Here is a 20,486-nt window from a genome sequence, read left to right on the forward strand (position 1 = left end):
CGCCCTGACGTGATCGTCGGGGCGTCCGTTGTATATCTGCGGGTTCACCCGCACGGGCATCGAACGAGCACGAACAAGCATGAGGAGATTCCACCCATGACTACCGAAACCACGGTCACCTGGCTGACGCAGGAGGCCCACGACCGCCTCGCCGCGGAGCTGGACACGCTCAGCACCGTCGGGCGCGTCGAGATCGCGAAGAAGATCGAATCGGCTCGCGAGGAGGGCGACCTCAAGGAGAACTCGGGCTACCACGCGGCCAAGGATGAGCAGGGGAAGATGGAGGCCCGCATCCGCACCCTCGTTCTACTGCTGCGCAACGCCGAGGTCGGCCATGCGCCGAAAAGCCGGGGGGTCGTCGAGCCGGGAACCGTGATCACGGCCACGATCGCCGGCGATGAGACCCGCTTCCTGATCGGCAGCCGCGAGATCGCCGGGGACAGCGACCTCGACGTCTTCAGCGAGCAGAGCCCGCTCGGCACCGCGATCATCGGCCTCGCCGTCGGAGCGACAACGTCGTACGTGACGCCCACCGGCAAGGAAATCGCCGTCGAGATCTTCCTCGTGGAGACCTGGACCGGCAACTAGCCGCACCGGTCCCCCGCTCGCGCCGCGCCCCGCCTGGCTCCCGTCGTCGAACCAATTCGACGGAGATTTTGCGGAAAATGCGAGTTCTCGGGGCTTCTGGAGCCGATCCGGGCAGAATCTCCGTCGAATTCGTCAGAGGCACGGCACCGTCACGAGCGTCAAACCCACGACGCACGATTCGTCGAAGCTCCCCCCGCTAGTCGATCTGCGGGTCGTATCCGGCCGCACGCAACACATCCACGACGAGCTGGCGGTGGTCGGGCCCGCGAGTCTCGACGCTGACGTTGAGTTCGACCTCGCTGATCTGAAGCCCCACACCGTGCCGCGTGTGGAGAACCTCGATCACGTTGGCGTGCGCCTCGGCGAGCAGCTCCGAGATGCGGGCCAGCTGCCCGGGACGGTCGGGCAGCATGATGCGCAACGTGAGATAGCGGCCGGATGCCGAGAGACCATGGCTGATCACGCGCTGCATCAGCAGCGGGTCGATGTTTCCCCCGCTGAGGATCGCGACCGTCGGGCCGGTCGCGGTGACCTTGCCCGCGAGGATCGCCGCCACGGCGACCGCGCCGGCCGGCTCGACCACGAGCTTGGCGCGCTCGAGCAGCACCAGGAGGGCACGAGCCGTGTCATCCTCGGTGACGGTGACGACCTCATCGACGGCATCACGCACGATCTCAAAATTCAGCAGGCCCGGTTTGGCCACCGCGATGCCGTCGGCGATGGTCGGCATGATCTGGATCTCCAGCACCCGGCCGGCCTCGAGGGACGGAGGGTAAGCGGCCGCGTTGGCGGCCTGCACCCCGATCACCCGGATCTGGCGGCCGTCCCGGCGCGCGCGCTGCTTGAGCACGCTGGCGACACCGGAGATGAGGCCGCCGCCGCCGATCGGAACGATCACGGTGGCGAGGTCGGGAACCTGGTCGAGGATCTCCAGACCCACGGTGCCCTGGCCGGTGACGACATCCGCGTGGTCGAACGGCGGGATCAGGATGGCGCCGGTCTCGGCGGCCCACTCCGCGGCCGCGAGCAGCGGCTCGGCCACCGTATTGCCGCGCAGGATGACGTGCGCGCCGTAGTCGCGGGTTGCCTGCAGCTTGGGCAGGGCGACGCCCACGGGCATGAAGATCGTGGCCTGGATGCCGAGCTCCCGCGCCGCGAAGGCGACGCCCTGGGCGTGGTTGCCGGCCGAGGCGGCCACGACGCCGCGGGTCTTCTCTTCGTCGGTGAGCTTGGACATCCGGTTGTACGCGCCGCGGATCTTGTAGGACCCGGTGCGCTGCAGGTTCTCGCACTTGAGGAGGACCGGCGCGCCGAGGAGCTCCGAGAGGTAGCGGGACGTTTCCATCGGGGTGACGGCGGCGACCCGACCGACGACATCCCGGGCGGACTCGAAATCGGCCAGGGTCGGTCCGACGAGCGAGACATTAGTCATGGGAGGCACTTTTCTCGAGGCGGTATGCCGGTCGGCGGAAACCGGGGCGTTGCGGGACGGTCTGCCACAACGAGGAGGCGAAGACGGGTGCCGAGGCGGTCTGCTCGGATCGCCACGCCCCGCTGTTGATGTAGCTGATCATGACGTTGAGTACGGCAGCGATCGGTACGGCGAAGAGGGCGCCGGCGATGCCCGCGAGCAGGGCGCCGGCCGCCACCACGAGAACGACACCCAGTGGATGCACCTTGACCGCCGTACCCATGATCAGGGGCTGTAGCACGTGACCCTCGATCTGCTGCACCAGCAGCACAACGCCGAGCATCAGCAAAGCCACCACCCAGTCGTTGAAGATCAGGGCGATCACGACCGCCACCGCGCCCGTGGCCACGGCGCCGACGATGGGGATGAACGAGCCGAGGAAAACGAGCACGCCGATCGGGATGGCGAGCGGAACCCCCAGCAGTGCGGCCCCGACCCCGATGCCGATCGCGTCGATGGACGCCACCAGGATCTGCACCCTGGCGAAGTTCCCCAGCGTGGTCCAGCCGGCCACCCCCGCGCCATCGATGGCCGCGCGCGCGCCATGGGGGAACAGGCGCACGATCCAGGACCAGATGCCCTTGCCATCGATCAGGATGAACAGCAGGCTGAACAGCGCCAGAAGGAAACCTGTCACCAGGTGGCCGAGCGAGGACCCCACGGAGAGCGCCCCAGAGACGAAAACCTGGCTGTCCGCCTGAATGGCGTCCCAGGCCTGGCCGAGGAACGCGTTGAGCTCCGGTTCGGTCAGCTGCAGCGGCGACGCCAGGAGAACGGCCTTGAGGCTCTCGTAGGAGGCGGCGAGCCTCTCGTTCAGGCCGACCGTGCCGATGGCGATCTGCTTCACGGCCAGCGTGATCAGTCCGCCGAGGATCGCGAAGGTATTGATCAGAGCGACCACGACCGCGAGAGCCTTGGGAAATCGGTGTCGCACCAGGAATCCGACGAAGGGCACGAGCAGTGCCGACACCAGCACGGCCACGAGCAGCGGGATGACGATCAACCGGAGCTGGATGACGATGAAGATGAAAACAGCAAGTGCGCCGGCGAGCGCGAGCAGGCGCCAGGACCAGGCGGCGGCGAGTCGGATGCCGGCCGGCAGGTTCTCGTCGACTCCGTAGCCGTGCGAGGGCGGGAGCTCGACCAGGATCGGGGGTACGGTGCGGCGGCGTCCGAACACGCCGAAGAAGCCGCTGCGGGCGGGTTTTCCGTCGGTTTCCATCACGGCATCAGTCTAGGCAATCACACGTGCCGTCTCCGGTATGGGCCAAAGGTGCTCGCTGCCTCAGGCCCCGGACCGGTCACTACGCCGGAGAGGGGAGCGGGTCGACCAAGACGGGCGCGCCCGTGAACCGCACCAGGACCCGGTCCCCGGCCGACGGATGCAGCCGCGCGCCGTGCTGCACGACGAGCGACGCGCCGTCGTCCAGGCGCACCCTCGTGCGCCGGAGCGAGCCGTGGAAACTCGACGAGAGCACGACCCCTGGTGCCCCCGCAGCGCCGAATTCGAGGTCTTCCGGCCGCACGGAGACGGACACAGCGCCATCCGCCTGCGAGGGGTCGAGTAGCGGCAGAGAGGCACCGTGAACCCGCGCGAACCCGTGGCGCACCACGCCGACCAGTCGATTGCTGAGCCCCACAAAGTCCGCGATGAACGACGAGGCCGGCCGGGTGTAGAGCTCTTCCGGTGCTCCGACCTGCTCGATGGAACCCGCCCGCATCACGGCGACGCGGTCGGCCACGGCGAGCGCCTCGTCCTGGTCGTGCGTGACAAACAGGGTCGTGATGCCCAGTTCGGTCTGGATGCGCCGGATCTCCTCGCGCAGCACCACCCGAACCTGGGCGTCAAGGGCCGACAACGGCTCGTCGAGCAGGAGAACCCGGGGCTCGGTGACGAGGGCGCGCGCCAGCGCCACCCGTTGCTGCTGACCGCCGGAGAGCTGGTGCGCGAAGCGATCGTAGTGGGCGTCGAGCCCGACCAGGGCGAGGGCCGCGGCCGCTCGGGCGCGCCGTTCCTCGCCGCGGACCTTCCGCATGCGCAGGCCGAACTCGACGTTCTCGCCCGCGCTGAGGTGCGGGAACAGCGAGTAGGACTGGAACACCATGCCCAGGTCGCGCCGGCTCGTCGGCAGTGTCGACACGTCGGCTCCGTCGATCAGGATGCTTCCGGCATCCGTGGATTCGAGCCCGGCCAATACCCGCAGCGCGGTGGTCTTGCCACTACCGCTCGGGCCGAGCAGGGCGACGAACTCGCCCGCGTGCAGGGTGAGATCGAAGCCGGCCAGGGCACGGTGGCCGGTGAAGTCCTTCACCACGCCCGCGAAGCGCACCGAGGCTCCCGCCGGAGCGATCGCCACCGAACGGTCTCGGTTCTGATTCTGGGTCCGAAGCTGGTTCTGGTTCATAGCTGACCTCCGGTGGTGGGCCGTCGCCGGCTGCCGGCGCGAACCGTGCCGAGACGCCCGATGACGAGCAAGAGCAGAAATGCGAAAGTGAGTGCGAGCAGAGACAGGATGACGGCCGTATAGGGGTCGGCCTTGCTCACGACAACGAGCGCGGTCTGCAGGGTGATGCGGTTGAGCAGGGAGGCGATCGTGAATTCGCCGAGCACGACTGCGATCGAGATGAACGCGCCGGCGAGGATGCCGCGGCGCAGGTTCGGGATCAGTACCCGCACGAGCACGCTCACCCAGCCCGCGCCGAGCGTGCGGGCCGCCTCACTGAGCGTGCACACGTCGACGCCGTCGAGGTTCGTCTGGATGGCCCGGTAGGCGAACGGGAGCACCGTGATGCCGTAGGCGAACGCGAGGGTCCACACGCCGCTGCCAAGCAGGCGGGCGAGCACCGAGTACACCGGGGCCAGGCCGACCACGAGGACGATGGCCGGGATGCTGATGGGCAGGATGCAGACGAACTCCATCACGCGGCGCAGGCGCGGAAACCGCAGGTGCACCAGGAGCAGGGTCGGCACCAGCAGCAGGAGAACGATCGAGACGGTGCCCACGGCCAGCCCGACCGAGTTCCCGAGCGCGACGAGAACCGAACGGTACGGGCCGGCGAAGCCACCCTGGAACAGGGCCGTCCAGCGGGAGAGGTCGTGGCCGCCGGCGAGGCCGCGGCGCAGGGTGAACTCCACCATGGCGACGATGGGGACGGCGAAGAGGAGGCCGATGCTGCCGAGGATGAGGCCGCGCGCCAGCCGGGTGGGGGTGTGCGCCACCGCCTTCATCGCTGCCACCGGGCCGCCCGTGCCTGCAACACCGAGTAGCCGGACATGACGACGAACATCACCAGGATCATGCCGAGCGCCAACGCCCCGGCGAGATTCTCCCGGCCGAGCAGGGTTTCACTGGTCAGGGCCGAGCGGATCTGCAGCGGAACGATCTGCGATCCCTGGCTGGTGAGCGCGGCGGCGGTCGCATAGGAGGAGAACGCGTTGGCGAAGAGCAGCAGCAGGCTGCCGAGAAACGAGGGCGCCAGCACCGGGAACGCGATCCGGCACCAGTAGGTGGCCCGGTTGCCGCCGAGGGTTGCGTTGGCCTCGGCCCAGTGCGGGTTGAGTGCCTGCAGCGCGGGCAGGAAGGTGATGATCATCAGGGGAACTTGAAAGTAGATGTAGGGCAGCACGAGGCCGGGGAGTTCGTAGAGCCATACCCCGTCGGCGAAGATGTCGACGCCGAAGGTGTCGCGCAGGATCACGGTGACCAGACCCTGGATGCCGATGGTCGCCACGAACGCGAAGGCCAGCATGACGCCGCCGAACTGGGCGAGCACGCCGCTGAGGGAGTCCACGACGGCGCGGAGGGGGCCGTTCTCGCGCGCGCCGAGCAAGCCGTAGCAGGCAAGGGCACCGACGATCGCACCCACAACGGCGGTGAGTGCCGACAGTCCGAATGACGCGGCGAAGGCGTCTCTCACGACCGGGTTGCCCAGCGCGGCCACAGTGTCGAGCGTGAACACCCCGGACTCGTCGACGAAGCCGCTTCCGACTGCGATCAGGGTAGGCACAAGCAGGAAGAGCACCACATATGCCGCGAACGGCAACAGCCCGAAGGCTGCCGCCGTGCCGCGCCGGCTACCGGACAGCTGCGGCCCACTTCGCGCCGAGGAGCGCGGCTCCCGCGGCGCTCTCCGCCTCGGAGGGGACGACCGTCTCGGCCGGGGCCGCAGGGAGTGCGGCGAAGAGCGCGGCGTCGATGGTGCCGGCCGCCGCCATCGCCTCGGCGCGCACGGGGCGGGCGCCACCGGCGAGCCAGAGGTTCTGGCCCTCGTCGCTGTAGAGGAATTCCTGCCAGAGCCTGGCTGCGGCCGGGTTCGGGGCATCCTTGTTCACGGCCTGGTTGTAGTAGCCGGCGTACCCGGTTCCCGGAAAGACGACGACCTCCCAGTTGCGCTCGCCCGCCAGACTCGTGCCGTAGCCCACGTTGAGGTAGTCCCAGTCGAAGACCACCGGGGTCTCACCCGACGCGATGGTCGCCGAAGTCGGGTCGATCTTGACGAAGTTGCCGGCCTGGTTGAGCTCGTCGAAGAAGTCGATGCCGGCCTGGAAGTCACTCACATCGCTCCCGCTCTGCACGGTGGCCAGCCCGACGGCGGCGAACGCAGCCCCGGCCTGTGTCGGGTCGCCGTTGATCGCGACCTTGCCCGTGTACTCGGCGCCGAGCAGGTCACGCAGCTCGGTCGGCGCGGGAACGGCGTCGGGGTCGTAGCCGATCGCCAGGTAGCCGCCGTAGTCGCCCGTGTACAGCCCGGAGGTCTCCTTGAGCGCATCCGGGATTTCGGCCCATGCCGCCACCTGGTAGGGCGCGAAGCGATCGGTGCTGGACAGCGCCACCGCGAGGCCCAGGTCGAATACGTCGGGGGCGGTGTCCTGCCCGGCGAGGTTGTCCGCGGCCAGGATCTCCTCGGCGCTGGACGCGTCCGGCGAGGCCTCGGTGATGGTGATCTCCGGGTACTTCTCGGAAAATGCGTCGAGCACGGCGCCGTAGTTGGCCCAGTCCCGCGGCAGGGCGATCACGTTCAGGGCGCCTTCGGCCCGGGCCGCGTCCTCGAGGGCGGCCAGGTCGCCGAAGGCGGAGAGGCTGGTCGCGGAGGCGGCATCGACCCCCGTGGTGCCGGGACCGGCATCCGCGGCACCGGAGCAGGCGGACAGGCTCAGGGCGAGGGCGGTGGCCGTGGCCAGGGCGGCCAGGATGCGGGTGGTGAACAAGTTTCCTCCGTCGGACCGGTGTCGGCCGCCGCGCGAGAACGCGGACGTGTGGAGCCGGGTAGCCGGTAAAAGCGAGGCTAGGAGCAGCCGTCGACCGTGAGGGGGTGCGCCGCTGAACATCGGGTGAATGCCGTCTGAAGCGTGCCACTAGGGTCGGAGAGTGGTGCAGACGATCTCCCCAGCCCTTGCCCGCCGGATCGCGCTCGGCGCGCAGGGCTTCGGCCGCCCGCCGTCAGTGACGCCGGGCATCCGTCAACTGGATGCCCTGGTGAACCGGCTCGGGCTGCTGCAGATCGACTCCGTGAACGTGTTCGAGCGCAGCCACTATATGCCGGCGTTCAGCCGACTCGGCGCCTACGACAAGGCGCAGCTGGACCGGCTGACCTCGGGCCGCGAATCCCGGTTCACCGAGTACTGGGCGCACGAGGCATCGTTCCTGCCGCGCGACGCCTGGCCGCTCTTCGGCTGGCGGATGCGCGAATTCCGGACCCGGTCGGCAACCGAGGCGTGGGCTCAGGGCAACCGGCCGATGCTCGACTGGCTGCTCGCCGAGCTTGCCGCCAACGGTCCCCTGCGCGCGAGCGCCATCGAGCACGACGCGAACCGCCGCCGCGGCCCGTGGTGGGGCTGGTCGGACGTGAAGACCGGGTTGGAGACCCTGTTCCGCTGGGGCGACGTGGCGATCTCGGGCCGGGAACGGTTCGAGCGGGTCTACGGGCTGCCGGAGCAGGTGTTCCCGCGGGAGTTGCGGGAGCGCACGATCGGCCGGGACGACGCGCACCGCGAGCTGGTGAGTCGCTCGGCGCGAGCGCACGGAATCGGCACGGGGAAGGACTTCGCCGACTACTTCCGGTTGCGCGGCCCGGCGACCCTGGCGGCCATCCACGACCTCGAGGATGCCGGCGAGCTCATCCCGGTCGAGGTGCCGGGCTGGGGTGCGGGCGGCGCATCGGGGGGCGCCTGGTTGCACCGCGACGCGCGGCTCCCGCGCCGGGTGGATGCCGCGACCCTGCTGTCGCCGTTCGACCCGGTCGTCTGGGAACGGGCGCGCGCGTTGCGCCTGTTCGGGTTCCACTACCGGATCGAGATCTACACGCCCGAACCGAAGCGGGTGTTCGGGTACTACTGCCTGCCCGTGCTGCTCGGAGACACGATCGTGGGCCGGGTCGACTTGAAGAACGACCGGCAGGCGCAGGTGCTGCGGGTGCGCGCGGCCTGGGTGGAGCCGGGCGCGCCGTCGGACACGGCCGGGCGTCTCTCATCTGTTCTCAAGGAGGCCGCCGCCTGGCAGGGCCTGCCACAGATCGAGGTGGAACGGCGCGGCAATCTCGCCGAGGCGTTGGCCGCCGAGCTGCGTTAGCGGCCGTCGAAGCAGGTCAGAACTTGCGGCCCATCGTGTGCAGGCGCTCGACGCGCTCGGCGATCGGCGGGTGCGTGGCGAAGAGCTTGTCCATCACGCCGGGCTTGAGCGGGTCGGCGATCCAGAGGTGGGCCATCGAGGTATTCTGCTTCTTCATCGGGCGCCCGAAGGCCTCGAGCTTGCCGAGTGCGCTGGCCAGGGCACCCGGATGCCGCGTGGTCAGGGCGGCCGTCGCATCCGCCAGGTATTCGCGCTGCCTCGACACCGCAAGCTGCACGATCGTGGCGATCAGGGGCGCCACGAGCACGGCGACGAGACCGACCACCATGATGACGGGGCTGCCATTGTTTTTGCTGTTCCGGCCGAAGAACGCCATTCGAAGGAAGATGTCCGAGATGAAGCCGACGGCGACGACGAGGCCGAACACGACCATCGACAGGCGGATGTCGTAGTTGCGCACGTGGCCGAGCTCGTGCGCCATGACGCCCTCGAGCTCGGAGTCGGTCATGATCTCCAGCAGGCCGGTGGTGGCCGCGACGATCGCGTGTTCCGGGTCGCGCCCGGTGGCGAAGGCGTTCGGCGCCGGGTCGTTGATGACATAGATCGCGGGCATCGGCGTGCCGGTGGTGATCGAGAGGTTCTCGACGATGTTCCAGAGCCTCGGATTCTCCGATTGACTGGTGATGCGGATGCCGCCGCTCATCGCGATCGCCTGGCGACCGGCCACGAAGTACTGCACCACGGCATACCCCGTGGCGAAGACGACCGTGAAGATCAGGATGCTGTAGTCACCGGGCGTGCTATAGACCGCGTTGGCGAGCCAGCCGAGACCCGCGATGATGGCGATGAACAGGATGATGATGAAGACGGTGTTGCGCTTGTTGCGCGCAATTGCGCTGTACATGGAAGCCGTCCGCTAGAACTGAACGCGAGGCGGCTCCGCGATGGCGGCGGAGTCGGACACCTCGAAAAAGTCTCGCTGGGTGAACCCGAGGTTGCGGGCGATGAGGTTGTTGGGGAAGACCTGGATCTTCGTGTTCAGTTCCCGAACGCCGCCGTTATAGAACCGGCGTGAGGCCTGGATTTTGTCCTCCGTGTCGACAAGCTCGCCCTGCAACTGCAGGTAGTTCTGGCTGGCTTGCAGCTGCGGGTACGCCTCCGCTACGGCGAAGATGCTGCGCAGCGCGGTCTGCATGTGGTTCTCGGCGGCGGCGGCCTCGGCCGGACCCTGCGCGTTGAGCGACTCGGCCCGTGCCTTCGTGACGTTCTCGAAAACGGCCCGCTCGTGTGCCGCGTAGCCCTTGACCGTCTCGATCAGGTTCGGGATCAGGTCGGCCCGGCGCTTCAACTGAACGGTGATATCACTCCATGCCTCGTCCACGCGCACTTTGAGGGTGACGAGAGAGTTGTACGTGGCCCAGAGGTAAATCCCAATGATGACGACGAGTGCAACAACGATGAGGACCGGGATGAGCCATTCCATGGCAGCTTCTCCTTGAGGTGAGGCGGGGCGGGCAAGCAGGCCGCGGCGGCGTTTTTTACGACGCACGAATTATCATAACCGCGCGCCCTGAGGCTCACATGCGCTTCCCGACACACTCCAAGTAACGCGGCGACGACCGGCCCCACGCGACCGTCAGCGGGCGGAGAGCACCGTCTGCAGCCAGCGGTAGGAAGACTTGGGGGTGCGGGTGCAGGTGCCGCTCTGGAAGTCGACGTGCACGAGGCCGAACCGTTGGGTGTAGCCGGCCGTCCATTCGAAGCTGTCCAGCAGGGACCAGACCAGGTAGCCCTGCAGGGTGACCCCGTCGGCGATCCCGCCGGGGGCCACCGCGGCGAGCGCCGCCGTGATGTGCTCGGCCAGGTAGTCGATCCGCGCCGGATCGTGCACGGCACCCCACGTGTCGGCGACGTCGGGGAAGCTCGCTCCCCCGGCCGTGATGCAGACGGGCGGCAGGTTCTCCGCGTAGCGGTCGCGCAGTTCGCCGAGAGCCACACCGAGGTATTCGGGCGCGATGGCCGTGCCGGCGTTGGTCACCGGGAACTCGCGAAACGGGGTGACGTGGAAGGGAAAGGCCACGACCTTTTCCGGCGGCCCGCTGGGCGGCGGCCCGTTCGGGGTCTTCGGGGCAGCGGCGCCGGCCTTGATCCGGCTCGGCTGGGAGTAGCCCAGCCCGTAGAAGTCGAGCGGCTGGTGGATGGTGCGGAGGTCGTCCGGGTCGGTTTCCAGCAGCATCCGCATCGGCACCTGGTAGGGCTCCGGCGGTTCCGGGTAGCGGCCGAGCAGCACCGCGTCGGCGTAGACGCGATTGTGCAGCACGTCGAAGAGCGCGGCGGCGACCTCGTCGGCTTCGCGGCCGCTGGCGGATTGCACGGGCGAGTGCACGTTGGAAATCCCGATCCGGCCGCGCACATCGGCGGCGCGCAGCCCCTGCACAGCGAGTCCGTGAGCAAGCAGCTGATGGTGCGCCGCCGGCAGGGCACCGAAAAGCCGGGCCTCCCCCGGGGCATCCGTGCCGAGGGCGTAGCCGTTGAGGGTCACCGTCGCGGGGTCGTTCAGGGTCAGCCAGGAGTCGATCCGGTCCCCGAACACCTCGCCGACCTGGTGGGCGTAGTCGCCGAACCGCATCGCGGTGTCTCGGTTCAGCCAGCCGCCGCGCAACCGCAACGGGGTGTCCCAGTGGAACAGGGTCGCCATCGGGCTGATCCCCGCGACCAGAAGCCCGTCGAGCAGCCGGTCGTAGAAGGCCAGGCCGGCCCGGCTGAGCGAGCCGCGGCCATCGGGCTGCAGCCGGGACCAGGCCAGGGAGAACCGATAGACGTCGACGCCCAGTTCGCGGAGCAGCGTGACGTCCTCCTCGAGCCGATTGAAGTGATCGGTCGAAACGGATGCGTTGGAGCCGTCACGGATGCGCCCGGCGGTGGCCGTGAACGTGTCCCAACTCGATTCGCCGCGACCGCCCTGCCTGGCGCCACCCTCGATCTGGAAAGCGGACGTTGCCACGCCCACGGTGAAGCCGTCGGGCAGCCGGTCTCCCAGCTCCCCCGCACGGTGTTCCCAAGCACGGGCGGCGGGGGTGTTGCTGTTGCTCATCGACCCAGGACTCTTTCCAGATAGCTGTTGCTGAAGCGGCGCTCCGGGTCAAGCCTGTCACGCACCGAGAGGAAGTCGTCGAAGTGCGGATAGTCGGTGCGGAGGGACGCCGCAAGCCGGTCGTGCGTCTTGCCCCAGTGCGGACGCCCGCCGTGCGCGCGCATAATGGCCTCGACCGCCTGGAAATACGCAGCCGGATCCTCCCGGTAGTAACGGTGCACGGCGATGTAGCCGGTCTCCCGGCCCGCTGCGGTGGACAGCCAGACGTCGTCGGCGGCGGCCGAGCGCACCTCGATCGGGAACGAGATGCGCCAACCCCGCGCCTCGATCAGCGCCCGCACTTCCCGCACCGCGGCCGGTACCAGGGCGCGCGGCAGGGCATATTCCATTTCTTGAAAACGCACCGTGCGGTTCGTCAGGAACACGCGGTGGGAGACATCCGTGAATTCGCGTCTGCCGGTCAGGCGGGCGGCGAGTCGGTTGAATCCGGGGACTGTCGCCGGCGCCACGGCGCCCAGGGCGCAAATGCCGCGGTAGACCCCGTTCGCGAGCAATTCGTCGTCGACGAAGCGGGCGACCTTGCCGAGCGGCGACCGGCCGGACTCCAGGGGCAGCCGGGTGTTGGTCTTGGTCAGGGCGGTCTCGGTGTGCGGGAACCAGAAGAACTCGTAGTGATCGCTGTGGTCGGACCGGTCGAGGTAGTGCTCCAGGACCTCCTCGAGCGGCTCGGCCGCCTCCACCGCGTGCAGCAGGAACGCGGGCACGCACTGCAGGGTCACGTCCACCACGATTCCGAGCGCACCGAGACCGAGCCGGGTCGCGGGCAGCAGCTCCGGGTTCTCCGTGGCGCTCACGCGCAGCAGGGTGCCGTCACCGACCACCAGGGTCAGCGCCACGATCTGGGTGGCCAGGCCGCCGTACCGGCCGCCCGTGCCGTGGGTCCCGGTGGACGTGGCGCCGGAGATCGTCTGCCGGTCCACGTCGCCCAGGTTCGGCAGGGCCAGACCGTAGGGCCGCAGCAGCCGGGGCAGTTCGAACAGTCGGGTGCCCGCGGCCAGAGTGACCTGCCCGGCCACGGTGTCCACACCGATCAGCCCGGCGAGGTCAAACAGGTCAAGCTGGACCCCGGGCGCGAGCGCGATGCCCGAGAAGCTGTGCCCGGAGCCCACGGCCTTGACCCGAAGGCCCACCGCCCCGGCCGCCACCACGGCGCGCTGCACGGCGGCGACGCTCGACGGCCGCTCCACGCGCACCGGGGTCACCGCCTGGTTCCGGGCCCAGTTGCGCCACACCGCTCCGCTCGCACTCACAGAAAGGCCTTCCCCTCACCCCGGTAGGTCGGCAGGATATCGACCACCTTCCCATTCTCGACCAGCGCGAACTCGTTCACGTGCTCGCTCAGCTCCCCCGACTTGGTGTGCCGCGCCCAGACGCGGTCACCGACGCGGAGCCGGGCCGCACCGACACCGGTGAGCGGCGCCTGCACCTCACCGGCCATCTCCCGCGGCGCCAGACTGAGGCCCTCCGGCCAGACCACGCGGGGCAGCCGGTCGGCCCCGGGCACGCCGGACGCGATCCAGCCGCCGCCGAGCAGTACGGCCGTGTCGGGGCTGGGCTTCCGCACCACCGTGAGGGCGACCGCGACCGCGGCCGCAGGCGCGGGCCGAAAGCTCGTGAAATTGTCGAAGAGGTGGCCGCCGAAGAAGCCGCTGCCGACGGCAATGTCGGTGACGGATGCGTCGGCGCGCGTGCTCTCGACCGAGCCGGTTCCGCCCCCGTTCACGAACTCGAGGCGCGCGACCTCGCGCACCGCGGCGACGGCCGCGCTGCGCCGCTCCCTGAGCTCGCCAACGGACCGGCGCCGCACCCAGCGGGTGACCAGGCCCCGGAGCGGTTTCCCGGCCGGCCTGTCGCCGATCCCAGCCACCTGCGCCTCATAGGACATCACGCCGACGAGGACGAAGCCGGGGTGGGCGACGATGTCCGCGGCGACCCGGCGGGCCTCGCCGGGTGTGTGCACGGGTGAACGCCAGACGCCCAGATGGCCGAGCACGGGGGCGTCCCAGGCCGCGTCGAGTTCGAGGCAGACCCGGATCGGGGTCCGGCTGCCGGGCGGAAGCACGGCGTCGATGACGTCGAGGTGCGCGATCGAGTCGACCATCAGGGTGACCGCCCTGGCCAGCTCGGGCGAGCGGCCCGACTTCCGGATCGCGGACCGGTCGGCCGTGGGGTAGCCGACGACGACATCCGTCACCGTCTCAGCCAGCCAGAGCGCCTCCGCCAGGATGTAGGCCAGCACACCCCGATAGCCGGGCACGGCCAGGATGGCCTCAAGCACGCCACGCACCCGAATCGACTTCGACGCGACCCGGAGGGAGGTGCCGGCCGCGCAGTCCAGCAGGTCGTGCGCGTTATGGCGCAAGGCACCCAGGTGGAGGGCGGCGACGGGGGCGTCCAGGTGCGCCGCCGCGGCCGTGAGCTCGGGCCAGAACAGCCCCGGGGTCTGCCACGGCCGGCCCGTAAGGCGGTGGGAGAGGTCGAGCATCGGCGCACCGCCTTCAGTAGCCGGGATTGAGGATACCCGGCGCGGTGACCCAGCCACAGCCGCCCCGTGCTCTTGCGCGGGGAAGCAGTAGCGTGGATGTTCCGACGCCAGTATGCCCTATGGCCCCCGCCGATCACGAATGGGTGCCGTCGCCGTCAAATTGCGTGTCGCACGTTGACTTTCCCGGCGCTGGCCCGTGAAATGGTCACAGGGGGAATCATGTACGGGACACGTATGGCCGGTTCGGGCGGAACGCCCGGGCGCCGTCGCCGACGGTGGACGCCCGGCACCCTGCCTCTGTTCGTCGCCCTGGTCGGCCTGTCTCTCCTCGGCGTGCCGGGCGCGGCGTTCGCCGAACCGACTGCCGCAGCCACGCCGGCTCCCACACCGGCTCCCACAAGCGAGCGGGACGCCAAGGCGGCGCCGACGAACGCGCCGGCCATCGTCAGCCCACCGCCGGGCAGTTTCGTGGGTAGCGGAACCACCACCGTCTCCGGCACGGGCGAAGCCGGCCGGGAGATCCGGTTGCTCTCCCCCGTCGACGGTCAGGACCCGCTCTGCTTCGCCGTGGTCGACGGCGCCGGCCAGTGGAGTTGCGCCGCGGTTTCCCTGCCGAGCGGGCCATCCGTGCCGCTTCGCGTCGTCGTCACCGGAGCCGCCGACCTGACCGACGAGCACACGATCGCCGTGTTGTCCGCCCCCCGGGTGACGGGCGGTTCCACCGGTGGGAGCCTGACCAACGGCACGGTGCGCGGCACCGGCTATCCGGGGGCCTCCGTCGTCATCACGGTGAGCGGCGGCCCGCGCTGCACGGCCACCGCCGACTCCTCCGGCAACTGGTCGTGCACGTTCGCCGACGGCCTCGCCGGCGGGCAGGCCGAGGTCTCGGCCAGCCAGCAGACGAGCTACAGCAATCCCTCATGGTCCAATTCGAGCGCACCGGTCGACCTCGTCTTCGACCTCGACCGTCCGGCGCCGCCCACGCTGACCACGCCGGCGAGCGGCGCCCAGCTGCCGCTCACCGACGCCGGGTACACGGGCACCGGAGAAGAGGGTGCGACCGTGACCGTCTTCGCCGGGTCATATTCGGTCTGCAGCGCCGTCGTCGCATCCGGGTCGTGGAGTTGCTCGGCGGGCGGAGTCGCTGCCGGTACCTTCCGGGTGATCGCGGTGCAACTCGACCTGGCCGGCAACCTCGGCCCGGGCAGCCCCGGGGTGGACGTGCTCTACGGCGTCCCCACCCCTTCCCCTTCCGGCTCGACCGGCCCCGAGGCGACCGCCCCGTCCGCCGACGCCCCCGCCGCCCCGCCGCCGGCCGAGGAGTCGGCACCGGCGGAAGCCCCGCCCGGTTCTGCAGCCCCGGCCTCGCCGGCACCGCAGGCAGACCGTCCGGCCGTGGCCCTGGCCACACCGCTGCCGGGCGGCTGGAACGACCCCACCCGGTTCGCCACGGCAGTGCTGCCGCCGTGGTCGACCCCCGACCTCTCCTGGTTCCAGGCGGCGTTGCTGGCGCTCGGTGCCCTCCTGCTGCTCTGCATCCCCGCGCGCCTCCTCGCCGGGACCGTGTTCCGGGCCACGGACGGCCACCCGCTCTGGCAGAGCATGCCGATCGCGGGCCGCAACCGGTCCCGCGAGGAATTCGAGACCGTTCCCGAACTACCTCTGAACCGGTGGCTGGTGGCCGGCGCCGCCGTGCTGGCCGCGGCCACCCTCGTCATGCTGTCCGGGCCGGTCACCAGCCAGCCTGCCTACCTGCGGCTGCTCCTCGCCGTGGCGCTGGCCCTCCTCATCGTCAACGCGGTCGGAGCGCTCGTTCCGCTCTGGTGGAGCTCCCGCATGTGGCGGACGAAAGCATCCGTGACTTTCCTGCCCCGCTACCTGCTGCTGGTCGCCCTGACCGCGTTGGCCTCCCGGGCTTTCGACGTTCACCCGGCGCTGGTCTTCGGGCTGCTCGGCAGCGTCACCGTGGCCCCCGAGGTACTGACGCCGAGGCGCGGCCCACTCGCCGCCGTTCGGGCCGGCAGCCTGATCGGGCTGGCCGTGGTCGGCTGGCTGACGCTGGGCCTGCTGCCGGCCGCGGACGGCTTCCTCAGCGCGCTGGCGGCCGAGATCATCAACAGTGTGGTACTGGCCGCGATCGGTTCGGCAGCGCTGGTGCTGATCCCGATCGGACGCACCAGCGGACGGAGCATCCTCGCCTGGTCACCGCCGATCTGGGCGTGCCTGACCGTGCTCGCCTTCACGATCATGTTCGGAGTGCTGTCCCCGGCGGTGGAACTCTGGCACGAAGGTGGCAGCCTCAGCCTGTGGTGGGTGGCAGGCACCCTGTTCGCCGCCCTCAGCATCGGGGCCTGGGCCTGGCAGCGGTTCGTCACGCCCGCCCGAGTCTGAGCCTCGCCCCCCCCCCCCGATGATTCCGCCGAGAGGGCGCGGGGTCAGGCCCGCCAAGAGGTCACACGGCCGGTCAGGCCCGACGGATCAGGCCGGCCTGCCGGGCGTGAGGACACCCCGAGCTTCGGGTAGATGTGTGGCGGCCTGCTGCTCGTGGTGGCGATGCTGTTCGGCATCTCGGCGCTGGTCTTCGGCGCATTCTTCACGGTCTGGAGCATCCAGCGGCACGTCAAGCCTGCTCGCCGTGGCATCCACCCTGATCACGCCCGACAGCGGGTCCGTGTACATGGGCGAAATCGATGCGACCCTGCTGTCCCTGGCCGAAAAAACGCAGCTGCGCTGGGATCGGCTCGGCATCGTCTTCCAGCAGTCGAACCTGCTGCCGGATGCCGTGGGTCTCCTGGGCCAGGCCGGCAAACGGCCCGCGCGGCTCACCGTCGAGCACGACACCGCCACGGTGCTGGTCACCCACGACCAGCGGCTGCTGCCGCTGGTGGACTCCCTGCACACCATGGTCGGCGGCACCCGAACGACGAGCCGCCACAGCATCAGCGCGTAACGGCGCGTCCGCGGCGCACGCTATCGTCGAGAGCGTGCGCCTCGGAGTCCTTGATGTCGGTTCGAACACCGTCCACCTGCTGGTCGTCGACGCGCACGCAGGCGCCCAGCCGGTGCCGATGGCCTCCGACAAGGCCGTGCTGCGCCTGATGCGCTACCTCACCCCTGAGGGCGCCATCACCGAGGAGGGGTGCACCGCCGTGCTCGAGTCGGTGCGGAACGCGGCCGAGGTAGCCCGCCGCCACCACGTCGACGACCTCCTGCCGTTCGCTACCTCCGCACTCCGTGAGGCCGTGAACGGGCCCGAACTGCTCGCCCGGGTCGAACGGGAAACCGGGGTCGCCCTGCAGGTCCTGTCCGGCGAGGACGAGGCCCGACTGACGTTCCTGGCCGTGCGGCGCTGGTACGGCTGGTCCGCCAGGGACATCCTGCTCTTCGACATCGGGGGCGGCTCCCTGGAGATCGCCGCCGGCGCGAACGAGGTGCCTGCGGTCGCGCTGTCGCTGCCGCTGGGCGCCGGCCGTTCCACCATCGGCTTCCTGCACGACGACCCGCCGCTGCCCGCGCAGGTCTCCGCCCTCCGCGAGCACGCCGCCGCCGTGCTCGCGGAAGCCCTGGTGGCGTTCGAGGGGCTCCCGGCGCCGCACCACGTCGTCGGTTCGTCCAAGACCATCCGCTCCCTGGCCAAACTGGCCGGCTCCACCGCGGAGGGTTTCGGTTCAGGCGAGCGGATGCAGCTGAGCCGCTCGCAGCTGAGCGACTGGGTCCCCCGGCTGGCCCGGATCCCGGCTGAGGCGCGCCCGGCGCTGCCCGGCATCACCGCCGACCGCACCTTCCAGATCGTGGCCGGCGGCATCGTGCTCCACGCGGCGATGGCCGCGTTCGGGGTGACCGAGCTGGAAGTGTCGCCGTGGGCGCTCCGCGAGGGCATCATCCTGAGGTATCTGGACCACCTGGAGTAGCTGCCCCTAACCAATTCGACGGAGATTCTGCCGAGAATGGCGCCAAACAGACGGGAACCGGGCTCTGAGGCCAAAATCTCCGTCGAATTGGTTCCGCCCTCGGCCGTCTGGACTCCAACAGAGTGACGCCGTGAGCGGAAAGCGCGCGGGGCATCGGTGGTGCAAAGCGCCGGTGACGCCGAGGGAGCGGCCGGGTCGGCGCAGCACCTTGGCCGTGAGCGGCGCCCTCGCCGGTCGTGATGGTTCCGCGCCCGGGCAGCACCTTCGCCGTGGTGATCACTTCCAGAAGAAGAACCGGGTGATGTCCCACGTTGTTTGCAGAAAGCCCCTGACACCGTTCCTACATCGGGGAATGGCACGTGGCAGGAGGCATCGACCGTTTCACTCGCGGATCGTAGCGCGACGAAACCGGGCCGGACAGGCTGCCTCACCCGGCACAGACCGGGGGCAGGGATTTACCGCGGCATCCGTTCAGGGTCTGCCGGCAGGTTGAACGACGATGCATGGATGCTGTCGCCCGGGCGGCGGGAGTCGAGGCCGTGACGCGGTGACGCGGTGACGCGGTGACGCGATGACGCTGTGACGTACCGTGTGGTGCCCCCGCTGGGGGTCGAACCCAGACTGTGACGATTTTAAGTCGTCTGCCTCTGCCATTGGGCTACGGGGGCACGCCCGGCGAAACCGAACGCCTCAAGCGTAGGGGCTGCGGGCGTCATCGGTTTCTCTCGGTGACGCCCGCAGACGCTGTTACTTGACGGCTGCGGTCGCCGCGGCCTTCTCGGTCGTCCCTGCCGGAGCGACTTCCGCAGCCTTGTCGGCCGCGGTCTTTCGCGGGGCTCGGGGTGCACGCGCCGTTGCCTTGGCGGCGGGACCCGTGCCGGGGCCGGCTACGGTGGCCGCTGCCTTGGCCGATGCGGCGACGGTCACCGGAGCCTTGGCCGGAGCGGCAGAATCCACGACCGGCTTGGGCCGCGAGGCGAACTCCGCGAACGTGGCCCGCGGGTTCTGCACCGCGGCCAACGAGACGATGTCGCGACCGAGGAAGAAGTTGTTCATCCAACCCCAGATGATGCGCAGCTTGCGCTCCCAGCTGGGCATGGCCAGGCCGTGGTAGCCGCGGTGGGCGAACCAGGCCGGCAGACCCGTGATGGCGATCTTGCCGGACTGGAAGACACCGGAACCGATGCCGAGGCCGGCGACGGCACCCAAGTTCTTGTGCAGGTATTCCTCGGGATTCTCGCCGCGCAGCACCGCGACGATGTTCTTCGCGAGGAGCTTGCCCTGGCGAACCGCGTGCTGAGCGTTGGGCACGCAGAAGCCGCCCACTCCCCCGCCACTCAGGTCGGGAACGGCGGTGATGTCGCCGGCGCCCCAGGCGTCCGCGATGATCTCGTCATCGGTTCCGACGCGCAGGTCGGGGCGCACCTGCAGGCGACCACGATCTTCGATCGGCAGGTCGGTGTGGCGCACGATGGCCGGGTTAGCCATGACTCCGGCTGTCCAGACGATCAGATCGGTCTCGAAGCTCTCACCGGTGGACAGTTCGACCTTGCCGTCGACCGAGCTGGTCAGCTGCGTGTTCAGGTGGATTTGCGCGCCGCGTTCGTCGAGGTGCTTGATGACCCAGAGGCTGGTCGGCAGCGAAACTTCGGGCATGATGCGCCCCATCGCCTCGATCAGGTGGAAGTGGGTGTCGTCGAACCCGATCTGCGGGTAGGACTTCAGCAGCGATGACGCGAAGGAACGCAGCTCTGCGAAGACCTCGATGCCGGCGAAGCCCCCGCCGATGACGACGAAGGTGAGCAGGCGGTCGCGCTCGGGGCCGGCCGGAAGTTGGGCAGCCTTGTCGAAGTTGGTGAGCACGCGGTCACGGATGGCGACGGCTTCCTCGATGGTCTTCAGACCGATGGCCTGGTCCGCGACGCCCGGGATCGGGAACGTGCGCGACACGGCGCCGGCCGTTACCGCGACGACGTCATAGACGAATTCGTAGGGCTCGCCAATGGGCGGGGTGATGGTCGCGGTTTTCGTGGCGTGGTCGATGTGGGTGACCTTGGCCGTCACGACGTTGGTCTTCTTGAGGTGACGACGGTGCGCGACTGCGGCGTGGCGACCCTCGATGGAGCCGGCTGCGACCTCCGGCAGGAACGGCTGGTAGGTCATATACGGCAGAGGGTCGACCATGGTGACCTCGGCCTCGCCGGCGCGAAGCCATTTCTCCAGCTTCCACGCGGTGTAGAACCCGGCGTAGCCGCCACCGACAATAAGAATTTTGGGCACTATGAAAGTCCTCCTACATGATTTGGCT

At 69.5% G+C, this 20,486-nt stretch carries 17 protein-coding genes and 1 tRNA gene; 5 read left to right on the forward strand and 13 right to left on the reverse strand.

All coding sequences use genetic code 11. The features are described from left to right. The first annotated feature begins 96 nt into the window (after positions 1-96). Positions 97-588 carry a transcription elongation factor GreA gene (gene greA, locus E3O28_RS06600; protein WP_104170843.1) on the forward strand — a complete coding sequence of 164 codons (492 nt, stop codon included), beginning with the start codon at positions 97-99 and terminating at the stop codon, positions 586-588. 196 nt (positions 589-784) lie between these two features. Here greA and ilvA read toward each other — a convergent pair whose 3' ends face one another. From ilvA to E3O28_RS06630, 6 genes are all read right to left on the reverse strand, one after another. After that, positions 785-2,020 (reverse strand): threonine ammonia-lyase, encoded by a 1,236-nt coding sequence (gene ilvA, locus E3O28_RS06605; RefSeq protein ID WP_104170842.1) that lies wholly within the window; start codon positions 2,018-2,020, stop codon positions 785-787. Beyond that, positions 2,013-3,281: an AI-2E family transporter gene (locus E3O28_RS06610; RefSeq protein ID WP_104100847.1), complete on the reverse strand. Its 1,269-nt coding sequence runs from the start codon at positions 3,279-3,281 to the stop codon at positions 2,013-2,015. The genes ilvA and E3O28_RS06610 overlap by 8 nt, the downstream gene beginning before the upstream one ends. An 82-nt stretch (positions 3,282-3,363) precedes the next feature. Next, entirely contained in the window at positions 3,364-4,464 is a 1,101-nt protein-coding gene (locus tag E3O28_RS06615; RefSeq protein WP_134415455.1) for an ABC transporter ATP-binding protein, read from the reverse strand. Beyond that, positions 4,461-5,288, reverse strand: coding sequence for an ABC transporter permease subunit (locus E3O28_RS06620; RefSeq protein ID WP_134374582.1), 828 nt, complete (start codon positions 5,286-5,288; stop codon positions 4,461-4,463). The genes E3O28_RS06615 and E3O28_RS06620 overlap by 4 nt, the downstream gene beginning before the upstream one ends. Beyond that, a complete protein-coding gene (locus tag E3O28_RS06625) occupies positions 5,285-6,145 on the reverse strand; it encodes an ABC transporter permease subunit (RefSeq protein ID WP_241973044.1) in 861 nt (286 codons plus the stop codon). The genes E3O28_RS06620 and E3O28_RS06625 overlap by 4 nt, the downstream gene beginning before the upstream one ends. Continuing rightward, positions 6,135-7,268, reverse strand: coding sequence for an ABC transporter substrate-binding protein (locus E3O28_RS06630; protein WP_241973038.1), 1,134 nt, complete (start codon positions 7,266-7,268; stop codon positions 6,135-6,137). Before E3O28_RS06630 ends, E3O28_RS06625 begins: the two co-directional genes overlap by 11 nt. Positions 7,269-7,428: 160 nt before the next feature. Here E3O28_RS06630 and E3O28_RS06635 point away from each other — a divergent pair, with 160 nt between their 5' ends. Then, a complete protein-coding gene (locus E3O28_RS06635) occupies positions 7,429-8,628 on the forward strand; it encodes a crosslink repair DNA glycosylase YcaQ family protein (protein WP_134415456.1) in 1,200 nt (399 codons plus the stop codon). A 16-nt stretch (positions 8,629-8,644) separates the two neighbouring features. On the opposite strand, the gene E3O28_RS06640 is transcribed toward E3O28_RS06635, so the two are convergent. From E3O28_RS06640 to E3O28_RS06660, 5 genes are all read right to left on the reverse strand, one after another. Then, a complete protein-coding gene (locus E3O28_RS06640) occupies positions 8,645-9,532 on the reverse strand; it encodes a M48 family metallopeptidase (protein WP_134415457.1) in 888 nt (295 codons plus the stop codon). Between the two features lie 12 nt (positions 9,533-9,544). Next, the gene (locus E3O28_RS06645) at positions 9,545-10,111 is read right to left on the reverse strand and encodes a LemA family protein (RefSeq protein WP_104100842.1); all 567 of its coding nucleotides are present in this window, start codon (positions 10,109-10,111) and stop codon (positions 9,545-9,547) included. Positions 10,112-10,264: 153 nt separating this feature from the next. Next, the gene (locus E3O28_RS06650) at positions 10,265-11,722 is read right to left on the reverse strand and encodes a family 1 glycosylhydrolase (RefSeq protein WP_134342312.1); all 1,458 of its coding nucleotides are present in this window, start codon (positions 11,720-11,722) and stop codon (positions 10,265-10,267) included. Continuing rightward, positions 11,719-13,032, reverse strand: a complete 1,314-nt coding sequence (locus tag E3O28_RS06655) for a D-arabinono-1,4-lactone oxidase (RefSeq protein ID WP_134415458.1) — start codon at positions 13,030-13,032, stop codon at positions 11,719-11,721. The genes E3O28_RS06650 and E3O28_RS06655 overlap by 4 nt, the downstream gene beginning before the upstream one ends. Further along, complete coding sequence (locus E3O28_RS06660) at positions 13,029-14,267, reverse strand: alanine racemase (protein ID WP_134415459.1); 1,239 nt, start codon at positions 14,265-14,267, stop codon at positions 13,029-13,031. The genes E3O28_RS06655 and E3O28_RS06660 overlap by 4 nt, the downstream gene beginning before the upstream one ends. 219 nt (positions 14,268-14,486) lie before the next feature. Between E3O28_RS06660 and E3O28_RS16275 the strand changes: the two genes are divergently transcribed. From E3O28_RS16275 to E3O28_RS06675, 3 genes are all read left to right on the forward strand, one after another. Further along, complete coding sequence (locus tag E3O28_RS16275; protein WP_166784757.1) at positions 14,487-16,658, forward strand: hypothetical protein; 2,172 nt, start codon at positions 14,487-14,489, stop codon at positions 16,656-16,658. Between the two features lie 244 nt (positions 16,659-16,902). Continuing rightward, entirely contained in the window at positions 16,903-17,217 is a 315-nt protein-coding gene (locus E3O28_RS06670) for a hypothetical protein (RefSeq protein ID WP_174721883.1), read from the forward strand. 34 nt (positions 17,218-17,251) lie between these two features. Further along, entirely contained in the window at positions 17,252-18,178 is a 927-nt protein-coding gene (locus tag E3O28_RS06675; RefSeq protein WP_104100837.1) for a Ppx/GppA phosphatase family protein, read from the forward strand. 592 nt (positions 18,179-18,770) lie between these two features. Here E3O28_RS06675 and E3O28_RS06680 read toward each other — a convergent pair. Both E3O28_RS06680 and E3O28_RS06685 read right to left on the reverse strand, forming a co-directional pair. Then, a tRNA-Leu gene (locus tag E3O28_RS06680) sits at positions 18,771-18,846 on the reverse strand. Between the two features lie 79 nt (positions 18,847-18,925). Then, complete coding sequence (locus E3O28_RS06685) at positions 18,926-20,458, reverse strand: NAD(P)/FAD-dependent oxidoreductase (protein ID WP_104100836.1); 1,533 nt, start codon at positions 20,456-20,458, stop codon at positions 18,926-18,928. Positions 20,459-20,486: the final 28 nt, after the last annotated feature.

The sequence above is a fragment of the Cryobacterium sp. TMT2-14 genome, from assembly GCF_004402465.1.
In the GTDB taxonomy this organism is placed as follows: Bacteria; Actinomycetota; Actinomycetes; order Actinomycetales; family Microbacteriaceae; genus Cryobacterium; species Cryobacterium sandaracinum.

What these genes read in the sequence shown, in the direction of transcription:
- E3O28_RS06610 (WP_104100847.1), bottom strand. Translation starts at nt 3,281, where the DNA reads ATGGAAACCGACGGAAAACCCGCCCGCAGCGGCTTCTTCGGCGTGTTC.
- E3O28_RS06640 (WP_134415457.1), bottom strand. Translation starts at nt 9,532, where the DNA reads ATGTACAGCGCAATTGCGCGCAACAAGCGCAACACCGTCTTCATCATC.
- E3O28_RS06620 (WP_134374582.1), bottom strand. Translation starts at nt 5,288, where the DNA reads ATGAAGGCGGTGGCGCACACCCCCACCCGGCTGGCGCGCGGCCTCATC.
- E3O28_RS06660 (WP_134415459.1), bottom strand. Translation starts at nt 14,267, where the DNA reads ATGCTCGACCTCTCCCACCGCCTTACGGGCCGGCCGTGGCAGACCCCG.
- E3O28_RS06615 (WP_134415455.1), bottom strand. Translation starts at nt 4,464, where the DNA reads ATGAACCAGAACCAGCTTCGGACCCAGAATCAGAACCGAGACCGTTCG.
- ilvA (WP_104170842.1), bottom strand. Translation starts at nt 2,020, where the DNA reads ATGACTAATGTCTCGCTCGTCGGACCGACCCTGGCCGATTTCGAGTCC.
- E3O28_RS16275 (WP_166784757.1), top strand. Translation starts at nt 14,487, where the DNA reads ATGTACGGGACACGTATGGCCGGTTCGGGCGGAACGCCCGGGCGCCGT.
- E3O28_RS06645 (WP_104100842.1), bottom strand. Translation starts at nt 10,111, where the DNA reads ATGGAATGGCTCATCCCGGTCCTCATCGTTGTTGCACTCGTCGTCATC.
- E3O28_RS06650 (WP_134342312.1), bottom strand. Translation starts at nt 11,722, where the DNA reads ATGAGCAACAGCAACACCCCCGCCGCCCGTGCTTGGGAACACCGTGCG.
- greA (WP_104170843.1), top strand. Translation starts at nt 97, where the DNA reads ATGACTACCGAAACCACGGTCACCTGGCTGACGCAGGAGGCCCACGAC.